General features: G+C 32.9%; 14 protein-coding genes. 3 read left to right on the forward strand and 11 right to left on the reverse strand.

Features of this window, described 5'->3' with window-relative positions; genetic code table 11:
- Positions 1–16: 16 nt before the first annotated feature.
- The 5 genes from ACTYA4_RS01585 to ACTYA4_RS01605 all read right to left on the reverse strand — a co-directional run bounded on the left by ACTYA4_RS01585 (position 17) and on the right by ACTYA4_RS01605 (position 4,581).
- Positions 17–595 (reverse strand): hypothetical protein, encoded by a 579-nt coding sequence (locus ACTYA4_RS01585; protein ID WP_443479775.1) that lies wholly within the window; start codon positions 593–595, stop codon positions 17–19.
- Between the two features lie 312 nt (positions 596–907).
- Positions 908–1,606 (reverse strand): SGNH/GDSL hydrolase family protein, encoded by a 699-nt coding sequence (locus tag ACTYA4_RS01590; RefSeq protein ID WP_443479776.1) that lies wholly within the window; start codon positions 1,604–1,606, stop codon positions 908–910.
- 63 nt (positions 1,607–1,669) lie between these two features.
- Positions 1,670–2,236 (reverse strand): GNAT family N-acetyltransferase, encoded by a 567-nt coding sequence (locus ACTYA4_RS01595; protein WP_443479777.1) that lies wholly within the window; start codon positions 2,234–2,236, stop codon positions 1,670–1,672.
- Between the two features lie 144 nt (positions 2,237–2,380).
- Positions 2,381–3,205, reverse strand: a complete 825-nt coding sequence (pgoN, locus tag ACTYA4_RS01600) for a glyoxal/methylglyoxal reductase (protein WP_443479778.1) — start codon at positions 3,203–3,205, stop codon at positions 2,381–2,383.
- Between the two features lie 224 nt (positions 3,206–3,429).
- The gene (locus ACTYA4_RS01605; protein ID WP_443479779.1) at positions 3,430–4,581 is read right to left on the reverse strand and encodes an acyl-CoA dehydrogenase family protein; all 1,152 of its coding nucleotides are present in this window, start codon (positions 4,579–4,581) and stop codon (positions 3,430–3,432) included.
- Positions 4,582–5,082: 501 nt separating this feature from the next.
- On the opposite strand from ACTYA4_RS01605, the gene plsY reads away from it, so the two are divergent.
- The 3 genes from plsY to ACTYA4_RS01620 all read left to right on the forward strand — a co-directional run bounded on the left by plsY (position 5,083) and on the right by ACTYA4_RS01620 (position 8,071).
- The gene (gene plsY / locus ACTYA4_RS01610) at positions 5,083–5,673 is read left to right on the forward strand and encodes a glycerol-3-phosphate 1-O-acyltransferase PlsY (protein ID WP_443479780.1); all 591 of its coding nucleotides are present in this window, start codon (positions 5,083–5,085) and stop codon (positions 5,671–5,673) included.
- 569 nt (positions 5,674–6,242) lie between these two features.
- The gene (locus ACTYA4_RS01615; protein WP_443479781.1) at positions 6,243–7,340 is read left to right on the forward strand and encodes an ATP-binding protein; all 1,098 of its coding nucleotides are present in this window, start codon (positions 6,243–6,245) and stop codon (positions 7,338–7,340) included.
- Positions 7,341–7,774: 434 nt separating this feature from the next.
- On the forward strand, positions 7,775–8,071 hold the full coding sequence (locus tag ACTYA4_RS01620; protein WP_443479782.1) for a HesB/YadR/YfhF family protein: 297 nt from the start codon (positions 7,775–7,777) through the stop codon (positions 8,069–8,071).
- Positions 8,072–8,264: 193 nt separating this feature from the next.
- On the opposite strand, the gene ACTYA4_RS01625 is transcribed toward ACTYA4_RS01620, so the two are convergent.
- From ACTYA4_RS01625 to ACTYA4_RS01650, 6 genes are all read right to left on the reverse strand, one after another.
- A complete protein-coding gene (locus ACTYA4_RS01625; RefSeq protein ID WP_443479783.1) occupies positions 8,265–8,555 on the reverse strand; it encodes a hypothetical protein in 291 nt (96 codons plus the stop codon).
- 107 nt (positions 8,556–8,662) lie between these two features.
- On the reverse strand, positions 8,663–9,097 hold the full coding sequence (locus ACTYA4_RS01630) for an acyl-CoA thioesterase (protein WP_443479784.1): 435 nt from the start codon (positions 9,095–9,097) through the stop codon (positions 8,663–8,665).
- A gap of 188 nt (positions 9,098–9,285) precedes the next feature.
- Entirely contained in the window at positions 9,286–11,619 is a 2,334-nt protein-coding gene (locus ACTYA4_RS01635) for an AAA family ATPase (protein ID WP_445505415.1), read from the reverse strand.
- 324 nt (positions 11,620–11,943) lie between these two features.
- Positions 11,944–12,087: an acid-soluble spore protein N gene (locus tag ACTYA4_RS01640; RefSeq protein WP_443479786.1), complete on the reverse strand. Its 144-nt coding sequence runs from the start codon at positions 12,085–12,087 to the stop codon at positions 11,944–11,946.
- An 85-nt stretch (positions 12,088–12,172) separates the two neighbouring features.
- Positions 12,173–12,316 (reverse strand): FbpB family small basic protein, encoded by a 144-nt coding sequence (locus ACTYA4_RS01645; RefSeq protein WP_443479787.1) that lies wholly within the window; start codon positions 12,314–12,316, stop codon positions 12,173–12,175.
- A 195-nt stretch (positions 12,317–12,511) separates the two neighbouring features.
- Positions 12,512–13,000 (reverse strand): peroxiredoxin family protein, encoded by a 489-nt coding sequence (locus ACTYA4_RS01650; protein ID WP_443479788.1) that lies wholly within the window; start codon positions 12,998–13,000, stop codon positions 12,512–12,514.
- Positions 13,001–13,329 lie beyond the last annotated feature (329 nt).

Below are 13,329 nucleotides of genomic sequence, written 5' to 3' on the forward strand. Positions count from 1 at the left end.
AACAGCCATAGAGAGTTCACTTACTAATAATAGATTGAATATCCATAAAAGGTGAAATTACTTTTTCAATCTTCTTCCAGTTTTTCTCTTTTGTATCTATGCCTTTTATTACATAATCTTTTTCCACTGTTTGCAGCGTAAAAGTCCATGAAGGAAGTGACTCATAGGGTGCACTTAGCTCTAGATCCCATATTTTTAATTTATATATTTCTTTTTTTAATGCTAAATAATCATTATCCACGACTCTTTTTCCAAATGGGAGCGTTTGTTTATTTGCTGAACGGTGCCATTCTTGAAAAATATAGGTCTCTTTCATAAAATCAATCGTAAATTTATACCAACAACTATCATGATTTTGATATTCGATTATTAGTTTTTTTATTTCTTTATCTGGAAGGATAGAAACAATATTATTGTCTACATAAAATAAGTCTTTTTTTCTGGTGATTGCTGATTTAATCGATGAAAGTGGAACTGGTCTATTTTCCTGTAACTGTTCGCTTGGAAGGTTATTTATTTCTTCATGAATAGAAAAAATGGTTGTCGGTCCTATTCTTTCTATTACGTCTAAGATTCTTTCATACATGCTGCTCATCAGACTTCCTCCGTTATTTTCAATCTTTTTCCTTATCTATGTGCTTCTTTCCACTAGTATAACAAACTAAAGTTATTTTCCATAGACTAATAGTTGCTTTATTTTGTGTATATATTTGTCACTAACAACATTACGGTTGTGCCAGAGTGTTGAAGAAATATCATTTGGAAACTTATTCAGGTTGATCGAAATTGCTTGACGCATCGCCGTGTAACGTTTTGTGAGGAGTTCAAGTTAGTAGTTGTAATAGAGAGCCGACGAGGAATAAGGAAAATGAAGAAAGCAAATGTTTTTCGACAGCCTGACACAGTATTACTGTTGTTCATTATTGGTTATAAGCAATAATTCATGATAAATGATTGTGCTCATTTCTATATAACCTACAGAGCTTAAGTGAATTCCGTCATCACTTATTAAATCAGTTAGTTCACCTGCGTTTTTAAGTGCTGAACGAATATCAATTGAACTAATATTTAATTGCTGAATTAATTTTTTTAACTGTAGATTATATAAACCATGCCAATGTTCAATGCCACCACAACAGCTTATCCAATGTCCAACGCTTGTTCCATATTTTTTCACAATAAATTGGTAATATCGTACAGGATCTAATGGAGGCAAGGTTAATAAAATAGGTTTGATATTGTATTCATTTAATTGTAAAATAATATTTTTTATATTGTTTATATATTCAGTCATCGATACAATTGGTTCATGATTTTTTTCCGGGAACTTGGCAACCTCGTCCCATATAAAATTGCAATCATTCCCTCCTATACCAATTAACACATAGTTTGGTCTTTCAGAAATGACATCTTTATTTAATCTTTCTACTAATAATCTTGAGTTATCATTAAAAACTCCTTTATTAATGATAACGGTCTCTTTTGTAGTATTCGAATTAAATAATTTTTGTAAAAAAGCTGGGTAATTTTCTTTTACGATTCGCAGTCGTCCTTTAATTACCGAGACGCCTCGCGTTAAACTATCACCAAAACAAACAATTTTCATCCAATCCACACCTTTAAGATTATTAGTTTTTTCGGATTTACAACATAAACCCCTTCGCTTTTCCTATTTATCAACAATTTCTTTCCATCCTTGTGCCGTTTCTTGAAAACCGAACTTCTTATATATATACTGTGCTGAATCATTGCCATTGGTTACAACTAAATAAAGTTCTTTATAGCCCTTTTTGTATAGTGATTCCATACTGTGAGCAAGCAATTGTGAAAAAAATCCTCTGTTTGTATGTTCCGGCAATGTTACTGCGTACATTAATACAGGTACATTTTGAAATAATGTAACTAAAGAAGCAGATACAACATGATTTTTTTCAATAAATAAATAAGAACAATCAAATAAAAAAGGACCAAACAGTCCCTTTAATAACGCTTTCAATTCTTTTTGATACATGATTAATGTCTCTCCTTTGTAATCGATATTATCTTTGAAGCCATGATAAAAAAGACTACTTAATACGCTTTGATCACTTTTTCGAACCGTTCTTATTTTTGCTGACTTTTTAATAAATGGAAAAAAAACAACGGGAGATAACGTCACCTTCATTTTTGTTCTCGTTATTTGATTCATGGTGACTTTTTCCTGCTGTGGCTCCATTTTTAGTTGTGTATTTTCCACCAAAACACCTCTTTTCTCATCATTCTACTCGTTATTTTAATATGTACTGATATTTCTCTTTAAAAGGAATTTCCGTATATTAATAATTTAATAACAAAAACAGGCAGTGAGATTTATTCCTCTACACTGCCTGTTTTCTATCTATTAAAAATTAAAGTTGTCAGGATCTGGACCTACTCGTTCATTTTTATTTATTTCATTTATTTTTTTGATATCTTCTTCATTTAACTCAAAATCAAAAATGGAGGCATTTTCAATGATTCGATGTTCCTTTATTGATTTAGGTATGGTAACAATATCGTTTTGAATATCCCAACGTAAAATAATTTGCGCAACTGATTTATTATAGGATGAGGCAATTTCTTTTAGTACTGGATGCTCTAATAGCTGACCTTGTGCTAATGGTGACCATGCTTCAACCACGATATTCTTTTCATTACAATAAGTACGTAACTCAGTTTGGCTTAATAAAGGGTGCAATTCAATTTGATTAACCATTGGAACAATTTCTGCGTCTTCTAATAAATCTTCCAGATGATGTTGATGAAAATTACTGACTCCGATACTTTTTACTTTACCGTCTTTATAAAGCGTTTCTAACGCTTTCCATGTTTCTTTATATTTTCCTTTGACGGGCCAGTGAATCAAATATAAATCAACATAATCTAATCCTAATTTCTTTAAACTTGTTTCAAATGCTGCTAAAGTAGATTCATAGCCTTGATCTGCATTCCATACCTTTGTTGTGATAAATAGGTTTTCTCTCGGTACACCAGCTTCTTTAATGCCTTGTCCTACTCCTTCTTCATTTTGATAGGCTGCTGCAGTATCAATACTTATATAACCTGCTTTAATAGCAGCTTTTACTGATTCGATAGCTTCTTGCCCATCTTGTACTTTCCAAACACCTAACCCTAACCTTGGCATGTTCACACCATTATGTAATGTGACTGTCGATTGTAAATTCATCTAACCCCTCCTCATCCATTACATTTTCTCATATTATTTCTTGTGAAAAAAGAATTTTGCTCAATGGAAAAATGAAAAAAATCAATAACGATTCATGAAATAGCACCTTATTTACTGTTTTAAAAAATGTCTCTGTTAAACTGCAATGTTGATATTTGCTAGAATCCGCTCCCTTTCCGCGGGAATAGTCCTCATTTGTTACGAAACGGACAGTTGTTCAACATTTAATCAAAACTGTTTAATGAATGCACCGCTAGCTGCTCGATTGTACTATCATCCATTGGCGGATTATGTAAACCGGCACGAACATCACGATAATATCGTTGCAACGGACTTTTTGCTGATAAACTTTGTGCTCCAACAATCCGCATAGCGAGATCGACTACTTCTATCGCTAAATTTGTTACCGTTAATTTAACTGCATTCAATTCAGGCTGCATGAACTCTTTTTCTTCTTCCTTTATTTCATCCCATTTTTTACTTACTGAATACAAAAAATGTTTTGCTTGCTGCATCTTTAATTCCATTTCACCAATTTTAGTACGAACATTCGGCAGGTCACTGATTGTGCCTGAAATACTGTTTGGAGAGTAATTTTTTGCAAATAAAACGGCTTCTTTTTGTGCAGCAGCTGCGATGCCAAGATAACAAGCTGGAATATGTATTAACCATGCATTTACTTTTTTGTGTTTATTTAAATCTTCCACATAAAAAGACTCTTCTATTTCTACATTTTCAAAATAGACATGATGACTGCCTGTCCCTTTTAGGGCAATACTATCCCATGTCTCATCAATTCTTATTCCATTTGTTTCTTTAGGAATAAGGAAATTCCCTACATCTTCAGTATTAGTTATGGAAGCTGAAACAATAAAATAATCTAAAACCGGAGACATCGTTGTAAATGATTTAAGTCCATTAATTACCCACTTATCCCCAATCTTTTCTGCATTTGTTTGTGGCTTTCCCCCTCTTGTCGGGCTGCCTGTCTGCGGTTCGGACGCTGCAGCATTAATAAGGGCACCATGATGTAATCTTTTATATAATTTTTCTAACAATTCCTGATCCCAGCTGCGTTCCTCCATATTTCTTGCCGCACCCATATGCCAACCAATCGATAAGGCTGTTGCACCATCACCTTGAGCAATCACTTCTTGTAACCGTACAAGTTCATAAAGGGAAATTTCCTGCCCCCCATATTTTTTAGGTATCGTTAAGGCAGTATAACCAGATTGTTGCAGCTCCGCGATATTTTCGTAAACAAACAATCCTTTTTCATCAATTTCAGCTGCTCTTTCTTTAAATCGTTCTGTTAAATTGGCCAATGCTTTTAACCGCTCATCTAGGGATTGCATTTCCACTAAATTTACATTCATTTTTTATCACCTTTCTTTTTTACATTATATACTTTAATAGAAAAAATCACCTATTAATATCCAACTATTCTGTGAATAAATTATTCTAAAAATAAACTATTTCCTGTGACATTATCCGATTTTTAATAATACGTTATTCATAATAGGAAAGATTTATAAGAAAAGCGCAGGCGCCTTGCTCAGCCCCGAAGAAAAATGTTCTCTTGACTCAAAAAGTGTTTTTTACTTTTAGAGGCAAGAGGTTATCTTTCACAGGGGCTAGGCGCCGGAGCTAGACACTAAACTAGGTTCGAAATTTTATCTTTCTTATCTTACAAAAAAGAACAATAGTTACTCCCATTGTATCATTATTTTTTCTTTAAAATAATCTTTCTGTATGTGTACCTTAAAAAAGGGAAAATTATGCTTGTTAGTAATTTTTATTTCAGAAAAAAGGAGGAGATTTCCCTAATACATGTTACAATAAACTAGCATAATACAAAGTACGAAGGAGAGTTTGTTTTGATTATAGGATTATTATTTTTAATTGCCTATTTACTTGGGTCGATTCCTTCTGGATTAATAATCGGAAAAGTTTTTTACGGAATCGATATTCGGGAGCATGGCAGTGGCAACTTAGGGGGAACCAATACTTTTCGAACTCTTGGTAAAAAAGCAGGATTCGCTGTTACCATTTCCGATATTTTAAAAGGAACATTAGCGACACTTTTACCTTATATGTTTGTTGATGACATCACGATAAATCCATTGATTTTTGGTGTTGTTGCTGTAATAGGGCATATGTATCCAATTTTTGCTAGTTTTAAAGGCGGAAAAGCAGTAGCAACTTCTGCTGGAATTTTATTAGGACATGAGCCATTATTGTTTCTATTTATCATTGTTATATTTTTTATCATTTTATATATTTCTAAATATGTGTCCTTATCTTCCATGACTGCTGCGGCTGCTGGCTTAATTTATTCCATTTTTTTATGGGATGATAAACTATTAATTGCTATATTAGCTATATTAACTGTATTTGTTGTGTACAGGCATAGAGCAAATATTAAACGTATTTTGCATAAAAAAGAACCAAAAGTAAAATGGTTGTAGAATGTAGGTTGTCTCAAAACGTTTGGGGCAGCCTCTTTTTTTACTTTTTTTCACAAGGCGCTGTTAAATTCCATTGTTGATTTTCAAAAGGTCAGGGAATCCACTCCCTTCCTATAAACCATATTATCGTTAAACAGAGCCTTCTTTAATATTAAGGCTGTTTTCTCAAAATTTGTTGTTTTTACATAAAACTTAGCAGCCTGAATAGATGTAGACTCCTGAGGGAAAAGCGAGAAAGACGAAGAGGCTCGGCACTCGTCCGCAGAAATCGAAGTGTATTCAAGCTGCGGGGTAAATAACTATAATCTATACGAAAAGAGTTATTTAAATGACATACCTGATTTTTTTCGACATAGACTCTATTAAGCAAAAAGTAATTTTATTTCGAGCACTTTATTAATAATGCGTGTTCAAAAAGAAGGACAGAGCCACGAAGCCCGGAGCGTAGTAGAGAGTTCGTGAGGATTAGTGGGAAGACGTAACGGAGCTATTTACAAGCTTGTGTTCCTGGACTTTTTGAATAACCCTAATTAAGGAAAAAATCATATTTTTAAAGGATGGTATCATTTATGAACTTATTAACAAAAGCGATAGAAAAGCTTCCTTTTCCATACTTCTTAATAAATCACAAGTTAGAGATAATCAGTACCTCGATTCCCCATTCTTCCTATTTAACGTCAACCTTTGCAGATTACATTCATTCAAATATAGATGATTTTTACTGTTTTTTAGAAAGTGACATAAATGAAATGGAATTAGCTGTTCATTTGCCCATACTTCAAAATGAATCATTCTATCGCATTTATAAAGTAAGAGAGGATCAATTATTCCATTTATTTTGTTTTCCATTAAAAAAACAAGATCAACATGTAGAAAGATTGTCAGACCAAATAAAAAATCAATTATTCGAGTTTCATCAACATATGAATGAGCAAAAAGTTTTTTTTGACCATACTATGCATACATTTAAAGAATTAGCACTTTCCAATGATTATAGTAAAAATATTGGGAAATTAGCAGCTGGTATTGCTCATGAAATTCGTAATCCGTTAACGACAGTAAAAGGATTTATTCAACTGATTAAACCGCATTTAGAAGAAATAAAAAAAGAACGTTATGCAGAAATTGCTTTAGAAGAGATTGACCGCGCAAATGATATTATTTTTGATTTTTTAAATGCTTCTAAACCAAAGGAAAATAATTGGAATTTCCTCTCCATTAATACGCTTATTCGTGATATTTGTACATTATTCGAAAGTGAATCTATCATGAAAAATATTACGATGAAACTGGAATTGACGGATCATGCTCCATTTATCTATTTTAATGAAAAACAATTAAAACAAGTTTTAGTGAATATCATTAAAAATGCTTTTGAAGCAATTGAAGAAAGTGCTAATAAACATACTGGTATAATCCTAATACGAACATCTTTAAACGAGTCAAACGTCTTCATAACAATAGAAGATAATGGATGTGGAATTAGTGATGACGGTGTTAAAAAATTATTTAACCCTTTTTATACAACAAAAGGCGAAGGAACAGGGATTGGCTTAAGTGTATGTAAAAAAATTGTGGAGGATTATGGAGGAAAATTATATGCTAAAAGCGAAGGGACTATTGGCACAACATTTTATGTAGAACTCCCCCTTTCCATAAAATTTTGAAAGAATGATTATTTTTAGATTCACCTTGTCATCTATTACTGCATGTTCGAACTGTTTTTTCATTTTAAGGATAAGAAAAGCGATAGCGTCTTGATTAGCCCTGACGAACAATGTTCATTTATACTTATTAAGTTATATGATTCATATAGTTCCATAAAAAAATGGTTTGTTTTATAATAATCATAGTACGTGTTCAAAAAGAAGGACAATTAAAGTGGAGGCACGAAAACCTAGAAGAAAGCATTGGTGATTGCTTCTCTTTAGGAATAAAGTGACGACGTAATGATGAGGTTCTCCTAATGATTTTTGAACAACTTATTATAAGGCTATTTTTGCATTCTATTCATATAAAATGAAAAGAGCTTTTAGCGTTTTGTTTGCAATATATCCTTAATGAAGCTAACTATTCATAAGAAAATGAGGTGTTCCGTAGCATGAAAATTTTTATTAGTGATAAAGCTGCATCTTGGTATAAAGAAGAAATGTTGTTAAAGGATGGAGATTATGTTCGATTTTTCGCCCGTTATGGTGGATGCAGTACGGTACAACAAGGTTTTTCCCTTGGGATTTCAAACGAAGAACCGATAAACATTGGTGTAAGTACCATTAAAAATGGTATTCACTACTATATTGAAGACAAAGATTTATGGTATTTCGACGGAAATGATTTATATGCAGAATTTAATGCAGATGCAAATGAGCCGGAGTATTTTAACGAAAAACAGCTATAAGAACAGTGCAAGTTCCTTGTTCATCACCGTACGGACTGTGGCAACATCGGTACTTGTACGTCCTGTACGTCGAAGCTGGATGCGGACACAACCGCCAAGTTATCCACAGTCCCATTTCGTTTATAATCTCCTAGACGAAAAAAAGTTGCGCCCTTTGTGAGACACTTCTCTTAATTGGGCGCATGCTTTTGTATCATTTAATATGGGTGGTAATTCCTTCTTTTGTTAATATTTTTGTTTGCACTTCTCCTACTAAATCAAAATGGGAATAGCCGTCTTTTCTTTTATGAATCCATTCTTCCTTCAGTCCGTGCTTTTTTCCCCAATTAATTAATTTTTCCATGTCTGAACAGCCAACCTTTGTGACAGTTTTACTTTTTGGAAAACGTTCGTCTAACCAATAATGAGTTAAAAAAGCAATTTCCCCCTTATCAATTTGACTTTTCCATGCAAGCAACTCTTTTCTGTTTATTCCAAAAGCCATTCATTACGCTCCTTTTTATTCTTAACACATGCATTACGACCAATTCAATTAGTGTATGAATTTCCACTTTTAAAAGATAAGATAAGGAGAAAATCATTTTTTATCGCTTATCCATGCTTTATTTTGATTTCTTCATATTTATTAAACCATTCAGGGAAACTTTTTTTAAAAGATTTTGGTTTAAAGCTGTCTTTACTCACAATAATATGAGTGGAGGAACCTACAACACAAGTTTCTCCCTCTCCATTTTCTACTCTATAACCATACGTTGTTTTTAATCCATCATTTAATTCCACCCATGTTTTCACAAACGCTTTATCACCATAGCGCAACGGCTTTTTATAAGTTGCTTGGATATCATATACAGGAGCAAAAAATCCTTGTTCTTCCATCTCTACATAACTAAAACCAATATCTTCTATTAGTCCTACTCTACCTAATTCAAAGAATTTTAAATAATTTGCATGATAAATAACACCCATCATGTCAGTATCTGCATAATACAGTTGTATTTCTCTTGTTGACACAAACTCTTTATTCAAATATGATTCCCCCAATTTAAAACGCTATTTTTTCCTTTCGTTCTTGATTAGAAAAGTGCAAGCATCTTGTTCATCGCCGTACGACTGGCTGGCTAAATGCGCCACTTCCTGTTGCAACGCCGGCACTCGTACATCTGTACATCTATCTGTACGTCGGAACTAGACACTCGTCTCTACCTTCAAAAATTTTATTCTTTCTTATCTTTGAACAAAGAAAGTGCATTACGTAAATCTATAGCTGTTAGTACACTATGCTCAGCTTCTTTATCGCCGTCTTTCTCTAAAAGGCGCAATGCTTGTAATTGAACCGCTTCATCAATTACATTTGTCGCAAATCTTCCGTTTCCTTGAATCGAGGTCGTATTTAGCTCCTGCATGATATACGTAATTGCTTCATCTGTTAATATATAGTCATAGCTAGAAGCATATGCTTTCATAATATTTATTAATTGTTCTGCATTGTAATCTTCAAAGTGGATAAATTTTTTAAAGCGTGATTTTAACCCAGGATTGCTTGCTAATAATTCTTCTGTTTCATTTGGATAACCAGCTAAAATAACGACTAAATTTTCATTGTGTTTTGTCATTTCCATTACTAATGTATCAATTACTTCTTTGCCGAAATCTTGATTAGAACCATTTAATAAGGAGTATGCTTCATCAATAAATAAAACGCCTCCAAGTGATTCTTTTATTTTCTTTTTTGTTTTTATCGCTGATTGGCCGACATAACCTGCAACAAGATCTGCTCTGCTTGTTACAATCAAATGACCTCTTTTTAACATGCCGCAATTCTTTAAAAATTGAGCATATAGTTTAGCAACCGTCGTTTTACCAGTTCCAGGGTTGCCTGTAAAAACTGCATGGAGTTGAATAGGAAGCAGTGTTTGTCCTTTCTCCCTTCTTACTTGCTGCAATTTCACAAAAGCTATTATTTTTTTTAATTCTGCTTTCACTGCCTCTAAGCCGATTAATGATTCTAATTTTTCAGCTGGATTCTCAGAAAACATTTCTTCATCAATTGCAAAATCATCCTCTTCTAAAAGAGTATATGCTAAAAAATGTTGATCATTTAATCGTTGAGAACCTTTTTTAAAAATCGCATCAAGGACAATATTTTTTACGGCACGAGCATTGCCAAAGCTTTCATCTACTTCTTCCTTCTCCAATCTTTTTAACAGTTCTTTTTTTCCTCCTTCTGTTATCACATAATCATTATCACTTGCTATTTTATCGGCAATTTGCAAAAGTTCATGTTTATTATAATTAGGGAGATGAATCATATTAGAAGATGGAAAACGACTCCGTAGTCCGTGATTACTGTCTAAAAATTGTCTCATTTCCTCTGGGTATCCAGCTAAAATTACGGCAAATTTCCCACCAAACTCTGTGCCAGTCATTAAAGAAACTAATGTATCAATTGCTGCTTGTCCGTAATCATTGCTAGTTTGTCCCTCTCTTTTTAAGCTGTATGCTTCATCAATAAATAGCACCCCGCCTAATGCTTTTTTTACGACGGCACGGACATTTTCTTCAGTTTGCCCCATAAAACCGCCAATTAATTGGGAACGATCCACTTCTACTACTTCTTCACTTGGTAAAACTCCTAATTCATAATAAATACTAGCTAATAAACGGGCTAATGTTGTTTTTCCTGTACCAGGATTACCGGTAAAAATCATATTTAGGCTTAATTCATCTTGAACCGTATACCCTAAGGCTTTTCGTGATTTTTGATAGGTTAAAAATCGATAATAATCTTTTACTCTTTTTTTTACGGTTTCTAAACCAATCATTTGCTGTAATTCATCTAAAGAGGACTTTCCCTTCTTTTTGTTTTCCTCACTTGCAAATATATGCTTCCATTCTTGTTTTAGTTCGCTTAATTCTTCAATCAATTTTTTTACACTTTCATAATAAATAGAAGTATGAAATACCCCGCTTATCGATTCTTCGTATTCTTCAGCAGATTTTAATAATTGGGATGTTTTAATAATAACTTTATTTAATAAAGCAAGGATTTCATTATATTTCGTAATCAATTGGGAATTGCCAAAACTTTTTGCTGCAGTCAATTGGGCCTCCAGCTTCTCATTTTCCTCTTCTACATCATGTAAAAACTTTTTACAAATATTTATATACTGCTCTGCAACTTTACGTTTTGCTGTTCGATTATCCGTTTCTCTTATTGAAGGAAATATCAGCTCTTGTAATAGCTGTTGGTATTTTTGCCAGTCATGCTGTGACAAATAATTTGCAGCTTTTTTATTCGTTGGATCCAATTGTTGCGCCTTGTTTAACCAAGCTATCGCTATCGAATCTTGTTCATTCGTTTCCATTCGCGCCAAGGCAGCAATCGTTAATAGTATCGATAATTCTTTGCTATCCTGCTGTTCATTTAATGATTGAATAAGTTGTAATAATTTTTCTTCCGTTACCTTTATTCCTTTTTCAAAATAATTTTTTTCGATTATTTGAATGTTTGCCTCTATAGTCTGATCTATTTTATTTTCTCTGTTCATTTCGTTCACTTCACTCTATAAAATATTCTTGTATATAATCTTTTCACCTTATACTACCATATTCCCATTCTTTCGTTAATTAAAATGAAAGGATCACTAGTTACATTAATAAAAAACCAGCTCTCATTTCAGTAGACGAGAGCTGGTTTTTAAAGTATATTTTGAAATTAGTTAAGTGGCTAGGTTTAAAGTGAACTAGGTGCTTACGCTTTTCTTTGTCTAGCACCAGCGCCAAGCCCTTATGAAAAATAACCCTTCGCCTCTAAAAGGTTTGAGTCGAATGAACATTTTTCTTCAGGGCTAAACAAGTCGCTTACGCTTTTCTTATTCCCCTTTTGTTTGTATTACTTGAGGATGTTGTCCTGACTTATCTTGCATTTGTTTTCCTTTATTTCCACCAAACTCTTTTGGTTGTGTTCCAATATGGCTAGGAACAAAGTGCTTACTATCTTTTTTCGGATTACCCATAATATCAACTCCTTCTTTGTTATTATGCGCAATCTAAAAAAGATGATAATTGGTAATAACTGTTTTATAGAAGACAACAAGCACTTTAACGTACTTCTTTTAAGTGTTTTTTGCCAAGTCGTTCTTCCAGTCGTTCTTCAATTTTTTCAATCGCATCTTTGTCCTTTAATAATTGAAGCTTATTTTCTGATACTAATTCTTGAAAGGAACGTTTACGTGGTTTTCTCATTATTTAAAACTCCTTTTTATTCGATTATTTTCTATCTTTTCCGATAATCTCTATAATCATTAGGATTTTTTAGAAATTTTATTTTATACCTATAATTCATAATATAAAATTATTTCTGAAAATTCAAATGGTAAACTTGCAACTTGTATCCATTTTATTATAAATTATTTAAAACACAATCGCAAGCGCTTTCATTCATTTTGAATATTCTCTCATAATTGTAATTGGCATAGCGGAATAATATTTTTGCTTTATTACCCCATTTTCATCAATAAAAAAAGTGGTCGGAATGGTTATTATTTTATAAAGCTCATTCACTTTATCCTTTTCATCTAAAAGAATTGGAAAAGTTAAATGTCTATTATTTACAAAATCAACTACATCTTCTGTTCCGTCAATGTTTACTGCTAAAATGACAACCTTATTCCCACTTTCCTTAAAGAATTGCTGTATCGTTGGCATTTCCTGTTTACAAGGAGGACACCATGTTGCCCAAAAGTTTAGCATTACTTTTTTCCCACGATAATCTGATAATTTGACTGTATCTCCAGCAAGATTCTTTAATGAAAAATCAGGTGCTTTTGCTCCTATTTCTAACTCTTGTGCTTCGTTCTGTGCTGCTAATGTATCACTGCTGCAGAATATTAAGGTCAAGACAACTGAACACATTATTTTTTTCAGCATCTTACTTCTCCATCCTTTCATAAAATATGTAATTTTAGAATAACCAACCAAGCTTATTTTTACTTATCGTCTAGGAAATTATAAACGAAATGGGATTGTGGATAACTTGGCGGTTGTGTCCGCATCCAGCTCCAGCGCCTAGCTCTTGTGAAAAATAACCCCATGCCTCTAAAAGTAAAAAGCACTTTTTGAGTCATGTGAACATTTTTCTTCAGAGCTGTTCAAGGCGCTTCCGCTTTTGTTCTTCAGTATGAAGATATTTTTTAATATGTATTGGATGCGTAAAATTTATTTATTTCATCAAAAAAAACAACAGTTTTCTACTGTTG

It is taken from the genome of Niallia yueguangensis (genome assembly GCF_052663115.1).